Origin of the sequence: Engelhardtia mirabilis (assembly GCF_007748095.1) — a bacterium.
Taxonomy (GTDB): domain Bacteria; phylum Planctomycetota; class UBA1135; order UBA1135.
The window spans coordinates 999358-1017413 of sequence record NZ_CP036287.1; the positions used below are offsets into that span (position 1 = coordinate 999358).

General features: G+C 69.5%; 12 protein-coding genes and 1 tRNA gene. 8 read left to right on the forward strand and 5 right to left on the reverse strand.

Annotated features, from left to right (window positions below; all coding sequences use genetic code 11):
* Positions 1 to 85 precede the first annotated feature (85 nt).
* The 6 genes from ligA to Pla133_RS03770 all read left to right on the forward strand — a co-directional run bounded on the left by ligA (position 86) and on the right by Pla133_RS03770 (position 6569).
* Complete coding sequence (gene ligA / locus Pla133_RS25895; RefSeq protein WP_419192096.1) at positions 86 to 2329, forward strand: NAD-dependent DNA ligase LigA; 2244 nt, start codon at positions 86 to 88, stop codon at positions 2327 to 2329.
* A gap of 73 nt (positions 2330 to 2402) precedes the next feature.
* Entirely contained in the window at positions 2403 to 3143 is a 741-nt protein-coding gene (locus Pla133_RS03750) for an RNA polymerase sigma factor (RefSeq protein ID WP_145062576.1), read from the forward strand.
* Between the two features lie 243 nt (positions 3144 to 3386).
* A tRNA-Val gene (locus Pla133_RS03755) sits at positions 3387 to 3462 on the forward strand.
* Between the two features lie 369 nt (positions 3463 to 3831).
* Complete coding sequence (locus tag Pla133_RS03760) at positions 3832 to 4641, forward strand: class I SAM-dependent methyltransferase (protein WP_145062578.1); 810 nt, start codon at positions 3832 to 3834, stop codon at positions 4639 to 4641.
* A gap of 155 nt (positions 4642 to 4796) precedes the next feature.
* Positions 4797 to 5990, forward strand: a complete 1194-nt coding sequence (locus Pla133_RS03765) for a hypothetical protein (RefSeq protein ID WP_145062580.1) — start codon at positions 4797 to 4799, stop codon at positions 5988 to 5990.
* Positions 5991 to 6092: 102 nt separating this feature from the next.
* Positions 6093 to 6569: a PaaI family thioesterase gene (locus Pla133_RS03770; protein ID WP_419192470.1), complete on the forward strand. Its 477-nt coding sequence runs from the start codon at positions 6093 to 6095 to the stop codon at positions 6567 to 6569.
* A gap of 34 nt (positions 6570 to 6603) precedes the next feature.
* Here Pla133_RS03770 and Pla133_RS03775 read toward each other — a convergent pair whose 3' ends face one another.
* From Pla133_RS03775 to lptB, 4 genes are all read right to left on the reverse strand, one after another.
* The gene (locus tag Pla133_RS03775) at positions 6604 to 8934 is read right to left on the reverse strand and encodes a PAS domain-containing hybrid sensor histidine kinase/response regulator (RefSeq protein ID WP_145062584.1); all 2331 of its coding nucleotides are present in this window, start codon (positions 8932 to 8934) and stop codon (positions 6604 to 6606) included.
* 174 nt (positions 8935 to 9108) lie between these two features.
* Positions 9109 to 10062, reverse strand: a complete 954-nt coding sequence (locus tag Pla133_RS03780) for an electron transfer flavoprotein subunit alpha/FixB family protein (protein ID WP_145062586.1) — start codon at positions 10060 to 10062, stop codon at positions 9109 to 9111.
* 21 nt (positions 10063 to 10083) lie between these two features.
* Entirely contained in the window at positions 10084 to 10839 is a 756-nt protein-coding gene (locus Pla133_RS03785) for an electron transfer flavoprotein subunit beta/FixA family protein (RefSeq protein WP_145062588.1), read from the reverse strand.
* Between the two features lie 169 nt (positions 10840 to 11008).
* Positions 11009 to 11806: an LPS export ABC transporter ATP-binding protein gene (gene lptB / locus Pla133_RS03790; RefSeq protein WP_145062590.1), complete on the reverse strand. Its 798-nt coding sequence runs from the start codon at positions 11804 to 11806 to the stop codon at positions 11009 to 11011.
* Between the two features lie 1096 nt (positions 11807 to 12902).
* Between lptB and Pla133_RS03795 the strand changes: the two genes are divergently transcribed.
* Positions 12903 to 15293, forward strand: a complete 2391-nt coding sequence (locus Pla133_RS03795; protein WP_419192097.1) for an RNA polymerase sigma factor — start codon at positions 12903 to 12905, stop codon at positions 15291 to 15293.
* 41 nt (positions 15294 to 15334) lie between these two features.
* Positions 15335 to 17170 carry a hypothetical protein gene (locus Pla133_RS03800; protein WP_145062595.1) on the forward strand — a complete coding sequence of 612 codons (1836 nt, stop codon included), beginning with the start codon at positions 15335 to 15337 and terminating at the stop codon, positions 17168 to 17170.
* On the opposite strand, the gene Pla133_RS03805 is transcribed toward Pla133_RS03800, so the two are convergent.
* Complete coding sequence (locus Pla133_RS03805) at positions 17130 to 17909, reverse strand: SDR family NAD(P)-dependent oxidoreductase (protein WP_145062597.1); 780 nt, start codon at positions 17907 to 17909, stop codon at positions 17130 to 17132. The two genes, Pla133_RS03800 and Pla133_RS03805, sit on opposite strands and share 41 nt — an antisense overlap.
* Between the last annotated feature and the right edge of the window lie 147 nt (positions 17910 to 18056).

Here is an 18056-nt window from a genome sequence, read left to right on the forward strand (position 1 = left end):
GAGCTCTCTCGGCGGCCGTGCCTATACTCACCCCACTTCAGCGGCCCCGAGCGGCGGGCCGCCGGCACAACACACCGACTCGACCATGGCCCGCCGATCCACTGCTTCGAGCGACAGCACGTCATCCGGCGACTCTTCCGGCGCCCCTTCGGGCGAGTCCTCCGGACCGCCTTCGGGCGATCGGACCGGCGACCTGTTCGGTGATGTGCCGTCCCGCGCGGCCGCGCTGCGCGAAGAGATCCGTCGCCACGACCGCCTGTACTACCTCGAGTCGGCACCGGTCATCTCGGACGCCGAGTACGACGCCCTGTTCCGTGAGCTGCGCGAGCTGGAACAGGCGAGTCCATCTCTTGTCTCCGCCGACAGCCCGACACAGAGAGTCGGTGCGCCGCTCCCCGAGGGCTCGGGCTTCGAGAAGGTCGCCCACGAAGTGCCGATGCTGTCGATCGACAGTCTCTTCGGCGACGACGAGGTGCGTGACTTCGAAGAGAAGATCCTGCGCTACCTGAAGCTGGAGTCCGGCGCAGAGTTGGCCTGGTCGGTGGAGCCCAAGTTCGACGGGGTCAGCGCCGCCCTGACTTACGTCGACGGCCAACTGGCGCGGGCCTTGACCCGCGGCGACGGGCAGGTCGGGGAAGACGTAACCGCCAACGTGCGGACGGTTCGCAACGTCCCGCTGTCACTCGACACCGGCGGGGCACCTGCGCCCACGCTGCTGGAGGTCCGCGGCGAGATGTTGATCGCTCGTGCGGCCTTCGAGCGCTTCAACCTCGAGCGGGCCGGACGTGGCGAGACCATCCTGGCGAACCCGCGCAATGCGACGTCGGGGGCCATCCGACGCAACGATCCCGCCGAGGTGGCGCGCTACCCGCTCGAATTCCACGTCTACGGGGTCGCGCGGCTGGAGGGTGCTCAGTTCGCCACGCATACCGAACTCCTGGCGGCCCTGCGGGGCTGGGGCCTGCCGGATTCTGGCCACGCCCGCCGAGTCGTCGGACTCGATGCGGCTATCGCCTACCACGACGAACTGGAGGCTCGGCGGTTCGAGCTGCCCTTCGAGATCGACGGGGTCGTCGCCAAGCTCGACGACCTCGCCCTGCGCGAGCGGCTCGGGCGCACCGCGCGATCGATGCGATGGCAGTACGCGCACAAGTTCGCGGCGATGGAGGCGACGACGGTGCTGCGCGCGATCGAGGTCCAGGTCGGGGCCAACGGTCGCCTGACGCCGCGCGCGCACCTGGACCCGGTCGAGGTCCTCGGTGTGATCGTGCGTCACGCGACCCTGCACAACGCGGAAGTGGCCAAGGAACTCGGCGCGCGTCCTGGGGACCGCGTCTTCGTGCGCCGCGCGGGTGACGTGATCCCGCAGGTCACCGGCGTGGCCGAGGCCGCGAAGGGGCGCGCGCCCAAGGGGTGGAAGGACGAGCTGCCCGAGTCTCTCGTCGAGCATCTCGACGGCGGGCGCACGGCGCCTCGAGCGGGGGTGACCTGGGCCTGGCGGTCGGAGTTTTCGATGCCCGACGTCTGCCCTGCCTGCGGCACCGCGGCGGTGCGCGAGGGGGCCTATTGGCGCTGCCCGAATCGCTTCGAGTGTCCGCCTCAGTTGGTCGGTCGCCTCGAGACCTTGGTCGGGCGCAGCGCCTTCGACATCGATGCCCTGGGCACGAAGAAGCTGGCTCAACTGCTCGAGCACGGCTACCTCCACTCTCCGGCAGACGTCTTCCACCTGCAGCCCGAGCCACTGCTGGAGCTGGAGCGTTGGGGGCAGAAGTCGGTCGAGAACCTCTTCGAGGAACTCGAGAAGCGCCGGCGGATTCCGTTCGATCGATTCCTGGTAGCGCTGGCCATCGACGAAGTGGGGCCGGCCACCGCCAAGCTCCTTGCGCGCAACTTCAGGGACCTCCAGGCACTGCACGCCGCAAGCGAGGAGGAGCTTCAGCACCTCGACGGCATCGGCCCCGAGATGGCCCGCAAGATCCGTCTGTGGTTCGAGGACGAACGCAACCAGGCCTTTGTCGCGCGCCTGCTCGAGGGTGGCGTGGTCGTCCAGCCCTTGGGATCGGCAGCGGGATCCGGGGAACTCTCAGGCAAGCGATTCGTCGTGACCGGAACTCTCGAGTCCCTGTCCCGAGCCGAAGCCAAGCAGCTGATCGAGGACCTGGGGGGTCAGGTCGTGTCGACGGTCAGCGCCAAGACCGACTACCTGGTGGTGGGGGAGAAGCCTGGCACCAAGGCCAAGAAGGCCGCCGAGCTGGGCATCCCCTGTCTGGAAGAGGCCGCCTTCTTGGCCCTGGCGGGACGGGAACGAAGCGGGCCCCCGAGAGACTGATGGGGGCCGGGGTTCCGGGGCTGCCTGGTCGCTTAGCCTCGGGCCCTCGCTGGAGTAAGCTGACCGACCTCCGATGAGCGAAATCGATCCCGACCGAGAGCCCACGGCCAACAGTTCCGATGGGCATGGGCCTGAAGGCGATGGACCCGAGGCCGACGACCCCGAGGGCAACGAGAGCCAGGAGTTGCCGCGTCCCGAGGACGTTCAGGGCGAGGACGTCGAGGAGATGGTCCAGCGCGCCCAGGAGGGTGACGTCGATGCGCTCAACGAGCTCTTCGAGCGCTACTACGGCCTGCTCATCGAGGTCGCCCGCAAGCGGCTCGGAGCGCGGTTGCGGCAGAAGGAAGAGGCCGACGATCTGGCCCAGACGACCTTCCGCGAGGCCACCCGGGACTTCACTCGCTACCAGTACCGCGGCGAGGGGTCGCTGCTGCGCTGGCTGATCCAGATCCTCAACAACAAGATCCGGGATCGGGCCGAGTTCTATTCGGCGGGCAAGCGCGACATGTCGCGCGAGCGCACGATCGACGGCGAGGCGGAGGGCGGGCGCAGGATCGAGCCGCCGAGCGAGGATCTTTCGGTCACCCGGCAGGTCTCCCGTGAGGAGGAGTTCGGAGTCCTTCGCAAGGCCCTCGAGCAGCTCTCTCCGGAGCACCGCACGGCGATCACCCTGGTCTTCTTCCAGGGCATGACCCTGCGCGAGGCCGGCGAGCGCATGGACGGGCGGACCGAGGACGCGGTGCGAATGCTCCTGCGGCGGGCGGAGGCTCGCCTCAAGGATCTGGTTGCCGGGCGTCTCGAGACCCCCGACTGAGACCCCCGACTGGGCCCCACCTCGACGGCTCGCGGCGACCGCGGTGCTCCGGTCCCCGTCCTTCGTCTCTTGGGTCCTCGCCTCGATCTGGCTCGGATGCTGGCAATCGATCCCAGGCGCCCTCGCTCTCACGGCTCCGTTGCGGGGCGGACCGCAGGTGCAATCGCCTGCCATCGGGCTCCATCAGTGGACTCTTGCACGCCCGCGGGCCGCGCACTATCCTGCGCCGCTCGTCCGTTGAGTGGGCCATTAACTCAATTGGTAGAGTGCCATGTTCACAGCGTGGAAGTTGCTGGTTCGAGTCCAGCATGGCCCACCACTCACCACTGCCGCGTCCGCCCGGGCTGCCGAACGACTCCGCAATGCCCGCAGCGTGGCCACTCGGACCCGAGGAGCGGCGATCCAGCCTCGAGCAGGGATGTTCGGCTGATCGGATCGGCTTGAAGTGGGCCGGATACGCTCGCTGTCGTATCGGCTGGTGCGTGACACGGACGACGGCCGTACGTTCAATTCGAGCGCACTCACGGCTCTGTGACTTTCACCGCTCGTGTGACTTTCACCGCTCGACGGCCACGATCGGCGCCGTGCGGTCGAGTCCCGGCATCCCTTCGGGAGCTCGGCACCAGAGTCACCATCCGCGAGCGGGCGGCGACCTTGCTCGGCCCAATCTGTCGAAGAGACAAGGTTCATGAGCGATCGCGAGCGGTACATCCTGGGCACGGACGATCACGAACTGGCGCGGCTGAAGCTGCAGCAGGAGGTCTGGTCCGAAGAGACCGACGGTTGGATCGACCTTCTCGGACTTCGCCCTGGCGAGCGAGTGCTCGACGCCGGGTGCGGACCGGGTCTGGCCACCGAGCGCCTCCGCCGGGTGACCGGACCGGACGGTCACGTGCTCGCAGTGGACGGCTCACAGCGCTGGATCGACCATGTCGACGCGCGCGTGGCCGATGAAGGTTGGAGCGACGTCGAGACCCGCTGCGTCGAGCTGGAGCAGCTCGATATCGAAGGCAGCTACGACGCCGTGTTCATGCGCTGGGTGCTCAGCTTCCCCCGGGATCCAGCCGTGGTCCTGGGGCGTTTGGCAGGCTGCCTCGTGCCTGGCGGCAGGCTCTTGGCGATCGACTACAACCACGAAGGCGTCTCCCTCTACCCGCGCAGCGCGGGCTTCGATGCGGTGATCCGCGCCACGCGGGCCCTCTACGTCACCAAGGGCGGCAGCGCCTTCATCGCCGGCCGGTTCCCGGAGCTGTTCGAGGGAGCCGGGCTGCAGCTCGAGAAGTTGCGTCCGACGGTCATCGCGGGTCGTCCCGGATCGCCGGCGTTCGATTGGGCGGATGCCTTCTTCCCGCACCACGTGGACTTCATGGTGCAGGCCGGGGTGCTCTCGCCGGCCGAACGCGAGCTCTTCCTCGCCGAGTGGGCGGAACGTCGGCAGGACCCCGAGGCGACCTTCTACTCGCCCATCGTGGTCGCGGCCCTCGGAACCCGACCCTGACCCAGGACCCTCGCTCCCGAACGGCGCGTTCGCGCCAGTCGCGGACGCCGCGCCGCCCTTCAGAATCGGCGAGTGCACTGCTGTGACGGACATCGAGGGGTCGCCTAGTTCGGCGTGGCGGACATCTTGCCGCCTCCTTTCTCGAGGAACCCCACATGAGATTCCCCACAACCATCTTTCCTGCCGCCTTGGCGCTACTGCCCCTGTGCCCGGCGCAGGCCCAGGACCTGGTCGTCCCCGCAGGGACCACGGTGCAGTTCGACTCGGCGCTCGGGCTTGCGGTGGACTCGGTCTTGATCGAACAAGGCGCCACGGTGCGCGTCTTCGGCTCCGCGCCGCTGCGGATCCTGGCCACCGATCAGATCCGAATCGACGGGACCCTCGACCTGTCGGGCTATGACGCGCCCGGGGTCGTCCAACTGCAGGGGGCCACCGCGCCGTCGGCGGGAGGTGCCGGTGCAGCCGGAGGCGGATTCGGTGGCGTCGGAAGCTCCGCGACGAACTCGGCGACCTTGACCGGCTTGCCCGGGTCCGCCCTCGCTTCGACCTACCCTCGGGGCGGCGAGGGGGGCGAGAGTTCTTTCGCGCCGGGCTCGAATGACAACCAGCGGCGCGGAGCGGGCGGCGGTGGTGGGCGACTCGCCCAGGACGCTCTGGCCCAGGGCTTGATGGCCACCGCGGGCAAGCAGGGCTCGCCGTCGGCCCAGGGAGCCATGAGCTTCATCAATGCCGCGGCCGGGGGTCAGCCGGGTCCGAGCCCCTTCAGTGGATCGACCGACGACGACTTCTTCGGGATCGGCCTCGACGCTGCCACGGGGCAGTTGGTGCACGGCGAGCTGAGTCAGCCGGCGCCCGGGCGTGGCGGCGGAGCGGGCGGGGACTCGATCGAGTCATCCATCATCCCCCCGCTGCCCTGGACCCCGTCCAAGGACGCCGTGGGTGGTGGTGGCGGTGGTGGCGGCGGGCTGGGCCTGCTCTCCACCGCGCGACTGATCGTGGGCCCGTCCGGACGCATCCTGGCCAATGGGGGCGACGGTGCGATGGGCGAGACGGCCAGTGTCTCGAACCCCATCGGTGGCAGCGGCGGTGGCGGATCAGGCGGGATGCTGCTGATCCAGGCGCGAGAGTTCGACCTGTCCATGGCTGGTCCCGACGCAATCTCGGCGATCGGCGGCAAGGGTGGGGCGGGCATCGGTGACCTCGTCGCCGGGGGCGACGGCGGTCCGGGCCTGATCCAGTTCCACGTCGAAGGGGACCCGGCGACAGCGATCCTGCTCCCGGTCGGTCTGGGACTGGCGGACCTGACGGCACCGGACGCCCACGTGCTCCTGCCATTCGCTGGGCTCTGATGCGCGCGGCGCCGGCAGCCCGGGGCTCTGTCCCCGGGCCGCCGGGCACTGGCAGGCCTTGCCCAGAGCCGCACGGACTTGCGACCGAAGCGGGCTAATCTGATTGGCATGACTGCAGCCAAGAGCCTCCAGGACACCTTCGCGCCGAGCAACCGTTGCTTCGGTTGTGGCCCCGCAAACGCACAGGGGCTGCGGATCAAGAGCTTTGTCGAGGGCGACGAGCTGGTCGCGCGCTGGCGCCCGGAAGCCCATCACGAGGCCTTCACGGGAATGCTCAACGGCGGCATCTGCGGAGCGCTGCTCGACTGCCACTGCAACTGGGCCGCTGCCCATCACCTCATGGGCGTGCGTGGCGAACAGGTACCGCCCTGCACCGTGACGGCTGAGTACAAGATCGCGCTCAAGCGGCCCACTCCCACCGACGGCGAACTCGAGCTGCGTGCGCGGGTCGTCGAAACCGTGGGCGACGACCGAGCGTGGGTCGAGGGCGAGCTGTTGGCGGGGGACAAGGTCACCGCCACCTGCCGTGGTCTGTTCGTCGCGGTGCGCGAGGGGCATCCCGCGTTCCACCGCTGGTAGGCCGGCTTGGATCCCCTCGGACAGGACCAGCGGCCTACTCGGCCGCGCGCATCGACGCGGTTCGGCACAGGTTGATCAGTTGCGACGAGTTGATCGGCTTGGTCAAGAATTCGTCACAGCCTGCGTCGAAGCAACGCTCGCGGTCGCCGGACATGGCGTGGGCTGTCAGCGCGATGATCGGGATTCGGATGCCCGCGGCTCGCAGCTCCCGCATCGCGCCGTAGCCATCGAGTTCCGGCATCTGCATGTCCATCAGGATGACGTCGAATCCGAGCGCACCCTGGTCTCGTCCGGTCACGGCCTCGACTGCGAGGCGGCCATTCTCGACCGTTTCCACTTCGGCGCCGGCGCGCAGTAGGTGGTGGGAGATCAAGCGCCGATTGTCGGCGCCGTCTTCTGCGAGCAGGATGCGGTAGCCGGCCAGCGAGTCCTCGACCGGGGTCGGAAGAGCGGCCGAGGGGCTGTCGACGCTCTTGCGTGGCTCCTGATCGACGAGTTCGATCGCGTGATCAGCCGGAATCGAGAGCTCCAGCCGGAACAGGCTCCCGACCCCCGGGCTCGAGGTCGCTTCGAGTTGACCCCCGAGGGCCTCCGCCAAGCGCTTCGAGATCGCGAGTCCCAGGCCGGTTCCGCCGAACTCGCGGGTGGTCGTGGAATCCGCCTGCGTGAACGGTTGGAACAGCCGTTGCAGCTGACCGGCGTCCATGCCGATACCCGTGTCCGCGATCTCGAAGGTGAGCACGCGACGGGTCGGCGAGTACTCGGCGCGCAGCGTGACGCGCCCCTCGCGCGTGAACTTGATCGCGTTGCCGACCAGGTTGTTCAGGATCTGCCTGATCCGCACCGGATCGCTGGCGAACTCGCGGGGAAGGCCACCCGCGAACTCGAGCTGAAGATCGATGCCCCGCTCCTCGGCGCGTGCCTGCATCAGCTCGTAGGCGTCCTCGATCGCCGCGCGCGGCGACATGGCGATGCGCTCGACCTCGAGCCGGCCGGCTTCGACCTTGGAGATGTCGAGGATGTCGTTGAGGATCGTGAGCAGATGCTCGCCGTTGCGGCGAATGGTTTGAACGTGGTCGGCGCGCACGCGTGGATCGAGCGCCTGGTCTTTCAACAACTCGGTGAAGCCCAGGATGGCGGTCATCGGCGTGCGGATCTCATGGCTCATGTTGGCCAAGAAGGCCGACTTGGAGCGACTGGCCTCCTCCGCCGCGGAGCGCGCCTGCTCCAGGGCTTCACGCGCCTCGTGCAAGCTGGTGATGTCGGAGTGCACTCCAGCCATGCGAATGGGCACGCCGAGTTCGTCGCGCAGCGCTTCTCCCCGCGACCAGATCCAGCGATAGCGTCCATCCTTGTGCTGCATCCTGAACTCGACGTCGAAGGGGCGCTGCGACTCGAGGTGGGCGTTGAACGCGGCCCAGGTCGCATCGGCGTCGTCCGGATGGAGAGCGTCGGCGAAGAACTCCATCGACATCTCCACTTCGCCCATCTCGTAGCCGAGGATGCCCAGGTAGCGCGGCGAGTAGTAGATGGTGTCGGTGCCGAGGATCCAGTCCCAGTAACCGTCGCTGGAGCCCTGGACCACGAGGTTCAAGCGCTCCTCGCTCTCTCTCAGTCGGATCTCCGCGTTGCGCTCCTCGGTGACGTCGCGGAGGACGCCGTACAGGCGCCGGGGCTGGCCGTCGACCAGCTCGACCTTGCCCAGGACGAGAACCCAGATCTCACGGCCCTTGGCCGTGATCAGCGGCAAGTAGACCTCCCAAGGCGATCCGTCGGCGATGCCCTTGTCCACAGCGGCCTCGATCACCTCGCGGCCGCCGGGTGCGTAGAACGTGATCGCCTCCTTGACCGTGATCGGCCGGCGGTGATTGATCTCGTGGATGCGGTACACCTCGTCGGACCACCACAGCTCGTCCTTCGGGATGTCCACTTCCCAGCAGCCGATGCCCGCTAGGGATCCCGCCCAACTCGCGCGCCACTGCTCGAGCGGGCGGCTGCCCCGCTCGAGCTCCGTGCGGCGCACCAGGCAGTGTTCGCTGTCGACGCGCTTGGCGTGGATGCGGATCGAGCGCGGCATCACGTCTCGATCGCAGAGCAGCACGTGATCGAAGCGCTCCGCCCGTCCGCCGAGCACGTCCCCCAGACCCAGCTCGAGCACGGCTCGGTCGCCCCCGCTCACCCTCAGGTCGCGCAGGACTGCGGCGACGAGCTGCCCGGCGCCGCGCAGGCCGTCCACCTGGCCGCAGCTCTGCAGCCAAGCGCCATTGCCGCCGACGACCCGACGCTCCCCGTCGACCAGGGCCGCAGGTTCATCGAGTGCTTCCAGGCTGAGGCGAGGGCCGGGGATGGGGACCTCTGAACTCATTGGTTGCTCATCGGCCGCCCCCGACCCCCGTCTGAGGGCCGAAGACGTCCTTTCTGCCCCACGGCGCATGCCTGGTCGGCCAGCGTCGCCGCTACCCCCGAACGGCAGACGGCCGGCGCCCCAGGAGGGGGGCGCCGACCGCGTTGGCCAGGTCGGTCGGTCCGGGCGGTGACTTCAGCCCTGGGCCTTGAGCTCCCGCACCGCCGCCGTGAGGGCCGGAACGATCTCGAAGGCATCGCCCACCAGGCCGTAATCCGCGATCTTGAAGATCGGGGCATCCGCGTCCTTGTTGATCGCGACGATCGTGCCCGAGGTCTTCATGCCCGCAAGGTGCTGGATGGCTCCGGAGATGCCGACGGCGATGTAGAGCTGCGGGGAGACGGTCTTGCCGGTCTGCCCGACCTGCTCGCCGTGGGGGCGCCAGCCGGCGTCGACGACGGCGCGGCTGGCTCCGACGGCCGCGTTGCCGAAGGCCGCCGCGAGTTCCTCGAGCATGGCGAAGTGTTCCGCCTCCTTGAGCCCGCGGCCGCCGGAGACGACCACCGGTGCCTCGGAGACATCCAGTTTGCCGCCGGCCTTGGCGGCGATGCCCTTGAGGACCGCCTTGAAGTCCGTGCTGGCGTCGGCCGCGATGACCTCGGCGGCGCCACCGCCCTCGAAGGGCGCGAAGGTGTTGCGGCGCAGGGTCGCGCACAGCACCGGACCGCTCGACTCCAGGGTCGCGATGACCTTGCCGGCGAGCCAGGGGCGGGTGACGCGTAGCGCGCCGCCCTCCGCCGTCAGGCCGGTGCAGTCGCTGAACAGCACGCTGTCGACCAGCGCCGCGACCCGCGGAGCGATGTCGCGCGCGGTGGAGGTGGCGCAGGCCAGGAAGGCCGCGGCCCCCTGCTCGCGGACGACCTTGGCCACGTCAGCGGCAAGGGCGTCGCGGCTCGCGCCGGCGGCGTCGAGGGCGACGGCACGCGTTGCGCCGTGGCTCCCGAGGGTCGCGGCCACGGCCTGCGCTCCCTCACCTGCGAGGACGGCGGTGACATCCTCCGACACCGTGCGAGCGGCACCGAGGGCTTCGATGCTGGCGCGAGTGACGGCTCCAGCGGTGTGTTCGACGAAGACGACGATCTTGGACATGGTTGGTTCCTCGCGCGCTCCTCAGATGACCTTGGCTTCGTTGCGCAGGGCGTCGATGAGCGCCGCAACCGCGTCCGTTCCCTCGCCGATGATGCGTCCCGCGGGGCGCGCCGGCGGCTCGGCCAGGGAGACCACCGAAGCTTGGTTGGCCGCCGGGTCGATGGCGATCTCTTCCAGGGGCTTCTTCTTGGCCGCCATGATTCCCTTCAGGCCGGCGTAGCGCGGCTCGGCCAGACCCTTCTGGCAGGTGATCACCGCGGGCAGGGCGAACTCGTATTCCTCGACCCCGGCGTCGCTCTCGCGCTTGGCCACACCCTTGCCGGCCTCGATCGAGAGCTCGATCACGTCGGTCACGCAGGCCCAGCCGAGCAGCGTCGCGAGCATCGGCCCCACGGCGGCGTTGTCGCGGTCGGTGGCCACACGCCCGGCGAGCACCAGCTCGGCGCCCTCGGCCGTAACCTGCGCCGCGAGCGCCTTGGCGGTCGACAGGCAGTCGCGGCTGGTCCAGTTCTCGTCGATCAGGATGACGCCCTTGTCGGCGCCCTTCGCGAGGCACTCGCGCAGCTCCTTGGAGCTGTCCTTGGGCCCGACGGTGAGCACGGTGACCTCGCCGCCTCCGAGCTTCTCCTTGACCTGCACGGCCTGCTCGACCGCGATCTCGTCGTAGAACGAGAGCATGTACTGGAGGCCGTTGGCGTCGACGGACTTGCCGTCGGCGGCGATCGTGGGCTGCACTTCCGTGGTCGGAACGCGCTTCACGCAGGCGACGATCTTCATGGACCTGGTGGGGGTGGGGGGATCGTGGGGGAGGGGGTCGGCGCGCCCGGGATCGGGCCCAGGGGGCCCGCGGGTGGCGGCACGCCGGTGAAAAAGGCGAGGAAGGTTAGCCGCTCGCCGGCGATCGCTCAAGGCGCGGGCGGCCCGGCCGGCCACCTCTGGAGGGGTCCTACCGCGGGGCCTGGTCGCGCCCGCCGGATGCGCCTCCCAGGACCCCGACCTCGAAGCTGTGGCCCAGGTAGACCTGCTTGACGCGTTCGTCGGCCACCAGCTCGTCTGCGGTGCCCTCACGCAGGATCGCGCCCTGGTGGATGATGTAGGCCCGGTCGGTGCAGCTCAGGGTCTCGCGCACGTTGTGGTCGGTGATCAGCACCCCGATTCCACGCTCACGCAGCTGGCGCACGATGCCCTGGATCTCCTCCACGGCGATCGGATCGACCCCGGCGAAGGGCTCGTCCAGGAGCAGCAACGCGGGATTGGTGGCCAGGGCCCGGCAGATCTCGAGCCGCCGCCGCTCGCCGCCGGAAAGGGTGTCCGCCATGGACCCCGCCAGGCGCTCCAGGTCCATCTCCTGCAGCAGCTCGTCCGCTCGCCGGCGCCGGTCGCGGCGCGACAGAGGTAGGGTCTCGAGCACGGCCAGCAGGTTGTCGCGCACCCCCAACCGGCGGAAGACGCTGGCCTCCTGGGGCAGGTAGCCCATTCCGAGGCGCGCTCGCTTGAACATCGGCCAGCGGGAGCACTCCCGCCCGCGCAGGAAGACCTCGCCCCCGTCCGGACGCACCAGACCCACCGTCATGCGGAAGCTGGTGGTCTTACCCGCGCCGTTGGGGCCCAGCAGGCCGACGATTTCGCCTGGCCCGACGTCGAAGGAGACGCCGTCGACGACCTTGCGGCCGCGATAGGACTTCTCGAGGCCGCGGACCTCGAGCAGGCGACCGTCGGATTGGTTGTCTTGCGCGCCAGCCATCAAGCCGGAGTCTAGCCCCCATCCATCGCCGGAACCCACGCCCAGCAGGTCCAATCGGCGGCCCTTGGGCCCGTTTCATCCCCTGGCGGCATCTTGCGGCCGAGCTCCCCCTAGGCGTCGGGTTGAAGCGTCGTGAGCGGTGCGAGCCATGGACCCGTCGTCGCCGCGGCACGGGATGCACGCACGGGGCGCACGTTTCCGGGAGACAGTGTGCCGGGCCTCGCGTACCACTCCCCGACCTGGTCGGGGCCCCGACCGATGGGGGCTGGCGCGTCGGCGGCGACGACCGCTGCCGCCGACTCCCGGACGGATCGGGGCACAGAGCGTCGGACCGAGCGATCGGGCTCCGCGATCGGGCTCGGTCGGACGGCGAGCCGTCGCGGCGGACGCCACCCGACCGCCGCCCCCCGGGCGTCGACGCGAGAACCATAGGCTCGCCGCGCGTCAACCGGATTCGGGCCGACGGCAACTCGTTCCACCTCCCCAAGCCCTCGAGGGCGTCCACGGCCATCCAGGCGCACCGCCCCAGGCTCAGGATCGGGAGAGCCCCCCTTGGCAAGTCCGATCGGCACGAAAAATGACTGTGGAAAACTCGGGGAGAAGTCGCGCGCGGGGGTTTGCGGACTCCCGTGTCCCGATTGCCGCGCCCTCAGGTCGCCTGCCACTCGGGCCGCGAAGCCCACCCATGGGGCACCCCAGCGACCCCTAAGCTGTGATCGGGAACGGTCTTTGAGCTCCTCGACGGCAGTTGAGGAAGTCTTCGCGCCGTCTTGTCAAGGCCGCTTGATGGTTCCTTGAAGTCCCGATGCACGGAGGTGCAACTGTTGAGAACTCCGCCAGGACGGCGCTCGGGCCTCGACCTGGGGATGCCGGAAGAGGCCCCACCGAGGCTCCTCCGAACCCCGCCCACGAGCTGGAGATGAGCATTTCTTGGCCATCGGGGTGCAACCGATCGGGTCGCGGGGGAGTCCCCGGGGTGGGCGGGGGACCGCGGTGGTTAATGGGGCCCCTCGCCAAAGCGGATGGCGCCGGTCGGCGGGTTGGAGATATTCGACTTAGGCCTCGCGCCGGGGAGGCCGGCGGAGAAAGAGCGGCGATGGCTACCACACCGATCTACGACCAGCGCGCCGGGCGGCCCCGGAAGGCCCCCCCGCAGGGACCTCCGGAGGTCGCTCAAGACGATTGGTCGGATCCCGCCCTGTCACGCCTTGCACGGGGGGTACTCGGTGGCGATACGGCGGAGGACGACTTGGCCCAGGAGGCCTGGTTGATCGCCCGCCGGCGCGGGATACCCGGGAGAGCCTTCCGATCGGGCGTGATCCGACGTCTCGCGTCCCGTTGGCGTCGATCCGAGCAGCGCCGCGCGCGCCGCGAAGCGCGGGCCGCGACGCCACTGGGGTGGCTCGAGCCGAGCGCACCCCTCGAGCAAGACGAGCTGGCAGCGATCCTCGCCAGTGCCCTCGACGGCTTGGAGCCCGACCAAGCTCTCGCCGTGCGGCTGCGATTCCTCGAGCAGCTCGACGTGACCGCCATCGCCGCGCGAACCGGCGTGCGCGAGGACACCGTTCGTTGGCGCATTCGCCGTGGGCTCGAGCGCCTGCGCGACGTGCTCGAGCGTCGACACGGTGGCTGGTACCGCCTGGCCCTGGCGATGCTCGCGGGCGTGGCGCTTCCGCGCCCCGAACGCGTGGCAGCACCCCAGGCCCTCTTGGCCGGGACCACCGGAGCAACGCTCAAGGTGACTGGTGGCGTGGCCGTGCTCTGCCTGTTGCTCGTGGGCCTGGTGGCGACGATCGTGCTGCGGGATCCCAGTGCGCCCGGCGACAGTGCGGTTCCCGCGGCGGCTCTGCCGTCGATGGCGGAACCGAACAGCACCCAGCTCGCGGCGGTGGAGGTTCCCGCCCAGGCTCCCGACGACGGGCCGGACGAGACGCTGGTCATCGAAGAGCTGGTCGGCGTCCCGCCCCCTCCCGTCGCCTCGGCCGCGTTGGTGACCCTGCCTGGCATCGCTCCGGCTCGGCTGCACGGAACGGTCCACGGTCCGGGCGGGCCGGTCGCGGACGCGCTCGTCGTCGCGCGCATGCGGACCCGCTTCGTTGGCGCGCAATCGGAGCTCGAGCTGGGCTCGATCAGCACCGACGCCCAGGGGCGCTTCGACCTCGGCCTTGCGATCGGGGGCGCGGGGCCGGTGAACCTCACGGTGGCCGCTCTCGGACACCTGACGCAGACCCTGTCCTGCCCACTCAGCCTGGCCGATCCGGACCCCGACGGCCTCGAGGTGGTGATGACCCACGGTTCGTCGATCAGCGGCGTGCTCGTCCATCCTTCGGGCGAGCCCATGTCCGGTGTGCGCGTCGCGGCGGCGGCCGAGCGGATGGAGGGCGATGTGGTCTCCATGACCACCTGGGCCGCGAACTACGCCGATTCGATTCGTGCCAACCTCACGTCGGGAGCATTGGAGCAGTGGACGGTCACCGATGAGTTCGGATACTTCGAGCTGCGCGGCCTGTCCGAGCGCTCGTGGTTCATTCAGTCGCGCGACCCGCGCTGGCGGCTGACCACGGCCCAGTCGGTCGCCGCGGGGACCCGAGACCTCGTCCTCGAAACCGAGCGCCGCCACATCATGTGCCTGTTCGGATCCCTCGCGCCCATCGGGTCGGAGCTCGCCACGACCATCGCACCGATCGAGGTCGTGTTCGGCTCGGGGAGGCGTGCGACCTACGACGTCGCCGACCGCTTGTCGGCGACCGAGCATCCGTTGCTGCGCTCCTTCGGTCAGTACATCGACGTCGATCTGGGTGATCCCGAGTTCGAAGACGTGCGAAACTCCGGTTCGGTCCGCACCATCCGAGCCGCAGGGATGGGCTGGGCCGAGGCAACCGTGGGCGGGCGGTGGGACGGGATCTGGAAGGGCCACTCCTGGATCGACGGGTCGCCCCTGGTGCCGGTCGATTGGGGTGCTCGCAAGGCCGACGACAAGCTGACGTCCGCGGTGCAGATCCGGATCGTCGACGATATCGGTCGGCCCGTGGAGGATGAGGTGCTGCTGCTCGTTTCCACCGGGTTCGGTGACAAGCCGAGCTTCTCGAAGGAGAAGGTCAGCTCGGGTTACCTCACCCTCACTCTGCGCCCCGGGCTGCGGCAGCTCATGATCCACGAATGGAGCGTGCGCGGAGGTTGGCCGCTCAGTGCTTCCGTCCGTTGGATCGAGTCCGAGGATCCCGACCCGCCGCCATTCGTGCTCGGGCGTCCTGCGAGCTTGGAGATCGATCGACCCGCGGACGCCACCGGCGAGTGGTGGCTCGAACTGCTGGCACCAGGCGCCGACGGCACACCCGCGTTGGTCGTCCGTCACGTGGTCACCGCGCGCCGGGCCGTGGTTCCCTTCCTGCCACACGGCGACTGGACCATTCGTCGCGGGGGTGGCAAGGTCGCCGTCGAGGAGCGCGTCGCGATCCTGCCCGCGCAGCGGGCCAAGGTCGAGTAGCTTCGTCCTGCTCGACGCGAAGCACCCGTAGAGGACCCATCGTGCCTGGCACCGAAAAGCAACTTGCCTCGATCGCCGTACTCATTGCCGCGGCAGTGGCAGTCTTTCTGTTTACCCGTTCGAACGACGGGACGAGCGCCGACTCCGCCCTCGCTGGAGAGCAGCCACCGACTCCGAGCAGGGATCCCGTCACGACGCTGACCGAGGTACGCGAGCGCACGCAGCGGACGACGGCGGGCAATACGGAAGCCGCGCGAGACACCGACGGATCGTCCGCCGTCCCGGACGACTCCGTCTTGGAGCTCGCGCCGATCCTGCCACCGACGATCTCCGGAGTGGTGATCCACCAGGGCGAGTTGATCGAGGAGGCCGTGGTCGAGCTCGTGGACGTCTCCGCCGACGACGATGTGGCCAGGGTGGCCCTCGAAGCCCTCGGCAATACCGACGTGCCCTTCACCGACAATCGCATCGCGGTCACCGATGTCGACGGCCACTTCGACTTGGGGGCGGCGCCGCCCTGGACTCCTGCCCACCGCCCGGCCCTGGCGGTGCGCGCCGCGGGCTTCGTGTCGCTTCAGGAGTCGATCGACGGTCTCGTCGCGCGGAACGGGGAAATCGAGATGCCCCGCGGAGAGGAGTTGACCGGGACGCTCTTGGACCCGCGCGGCGTGCCGATCACCGATGTCCTGGTCGCGGTCGACCAGCGCCTCTCCGCGCGGGGGCGAGGTTACTCCTCCATCTCAATGGCCGCCTTGCATTGGCAATTGAGCGGGCGCGGTTGGGTTCCCAGCGCCCTGGTCGCCGCCCGAACCGACCACAGTGGGCGATTCACCGTCGGTGGTCTCGACCCAGGAGATCCGCCGCTGGCCTTTCCCGTCGATCCTCTCCACATGGCGACGAGCTGGATCGAGCGAGCGGACGAGGAAGGCGGGTTGATCGTGGGGACCAGGGATCGCGATCCGATGGTCCTGATTCACGTTCAGTCGCGACCCGACGGTAGTGCGCCGCACTTGCAGGTGCGCTCGGTCGAGCTGATCGGCACGGACGAGGACGGAGAGGCCGTGCGGCGACGCGTCACCCGCTCCGATCCACAGGGCGGCTTCGAATCGCGTTTGGGCTGGCTCGACCTGCCGATCGACTCGGGGCGACTGGAGTACGACCTGCGGCGAGAGCGCCTGCGACCCACCGGACTGTCCGTCGAGTACTCGGTGGACGGCACGCCCTGGATGGAGGCCACTGTCGCACTTGCGGACCGGATCGGCCTCGATGCTGGCGGTCGATTCCAGGCGCTCGAGTTCGCGCCGCTACCCTGCCCTGCACCGGACGAGGACTTGGTCACGGTGGAGATCTCCCTCGGCGCCGGTCCTGACGGGGGACCCTTCGACGGCGTCCCCTCGATGCGGGCCTACCACGCCGACGGGGCGGTCGAGCTGGCGGCGCGGCGCGTTGGCGTCGGCATCTGGGTGGTGGACCTGCGGCGCGGGCCGACCCAGTTGGAGGTCTTCATCGGCGGCGCGCCGGAGGCCTGGCCAGCCGCGCGGACCCAAGTGGCGCCGGGGCTCGACCCCGAGCCGGTGCGACTGATGTTGAACGTCCCCACGAAGCTGATCGTCGAACGCCCCGAGCAAGTCCGTGGCTCCTGGACCTGCGAACTGCTCCGATCGGACGAGGGCGCGCCGCCGGAGGCCCTGCGCCGGGCGACGACCACCTCGCGATCCGTCGTCTTCCCGGCCCTCCCCGTCGGGCCCTACAGGATTCGTTGGCTGGAGCGCGGGCGGCTGACCGGCGAGTTGGAAGTGGTCCTCGGGGTCGCGCCCACGGTCGCGACCGTGCCGATCATTCGGGAGCCTGCATTCGCCCCACGAGCCACCGACTGAGCACCCGCGGTGCGATCTGAGCGCCGATGGAGCCCAGCCAATTGGACAGTCCGGTGACCACTACCGTGCGTCCGCGCCGGAAGCCACGGTAGCCGATGCGCGCAACCTTCCGCGCGTCCATCGCCGTCAGGTCGAACAGTTTCAGGTCGGTCATGCCGGCGACATCAGCGAACTCGGTGCGCGTCGCTCCCGGGCAGACACAGCAGGCGGTGACGCCGCTGCTGTCGAGTTCCACAGCCAGGCCTTCCGTGAACGAAAGCACGAAGGCCTTGGTCGCGTAGTAGACCGACATGTAGGGCCCAGCTTGGAAGGCCGCGGTCGAGGCGATGTTGACCACGCCGCCACGGCCGCGCGCGACCATCGCGGGGAGCAGGGCGCGAGTCAGGGCCACGAGCTCGGTCACGTTCAGGTCGATCATCGCCCGCAGGAGCTCCGGCTCCTGCCCGGTGAAGCGTCCGCGCGCACCGAAGCCGGCGTTGTTGACCAGCACGTCGACCTCGAGCCCACGGGCGGCCAGCTCGGCGACGAGCGCTTCCGCGGCCCGGGGTCGGCCCAGGTCGAAGGGGATCACGTGGACCTGCACGCCGTGTCCCGCGCGCAGATCCTGCGCCAGGGCCTCCAAGCGCTCCCCTCTCCGCGCCACCAGGACCAGGTCCGACCCATCGGCGGCGAAGAGGCGGGCCAAGTGGGTCCCGATACCGGCCGAAGCCCCGGTCACCAATGCGAGTTCGCGATCCATGGGCACAACTTAGGACTGCCGGGTCGGGGTTTCCGCTCCGGTCGCGGGACCGTTGCGAGACGGGTCGCCCGTTGCCCACCGGCATCGAGTGGGCGCGAGGGTCCACGACCGGCATGTCCCACTGAAACTCGGGGGCGGACCTCCACT

What these genes read in the sequence shown, in the direction of transcription:
- Pla133_RS03760 (WP_145062578.1), top strand. Translation starts at nt 3,832, where the DNA reads ATGAGCGATCGCGAGCGGTACATCCTGGGCACGGACGATCACGAACTG.
- Pla133_RS03775 (WP_145062584.1), bottom strand. Translation starts at nt 8,934, where the DNA reads ATGAGTTCAGAGGTCCCCATCCCCGGCCCTCGCCTCAGCCTGGAAGCA.
- lptB (WP_145062590.1), bottom strand. Translation starts at nt 11,806, where the DNA reads ATGGCTGGCGCGCAAGACAACCAATCCGACGGTCGCCTGCTCGAGGTC.
- Pla133_RS03780 (WP_145062586.1), bottom strand. Translation starts at nt 10,062, where the DNA reads ATGTCCAAGATCGTCGTCTTCGTCGAACACACCGCTGGAGCCGTCACT.
- ligA (WP_419192096.1), top strand. Translation starts at nt 86, where the DNA reads ATGGCCCGCCGATCCACTGCTTCGAGCGACAGCACGTCATCCGGCGAC.
- Pla133_RS03805 (WP_145062597.1), bottom strand. Translation starts at nt 17,909, where the DNA reads ATGGATCGCGAACTCGCATTGGTGACCGGGGCTTCGGCCGGTATCGGG.
- Pla133_RS03785 (WP_145062588.1), bottom strand. Translation starts at nt 10,839, where the DNA reads ATGAAGATCGTCGCCTGCGTGAAGCGCGTTCCGACCACGGAAGTGCAG.
- Pla133_RS03750 (WP_145062576.1), top strand. Translation starts at nt 2,403, where the DNA reads ATGAGCGAAATCGATCCCGACCGAGAGCCCACGGCCAACAGTTCCGAT.
- Pla133_RS03795 (WP_419192097.1), top strand. Translation starts at nt 12,903, where the DNA reads ATGGCTACCACACCGATCTACGACCAGCGCGCCGGGCGGCCCCGGAAG.
- Pla133_RS03765 (WP_145062580.1), top strand. Translation starts at nt 4,797, where the DNA reads ATGAGATTCCCCACAACCATCTTTCCTGCCGCCTTGGCGCTACTGCCC.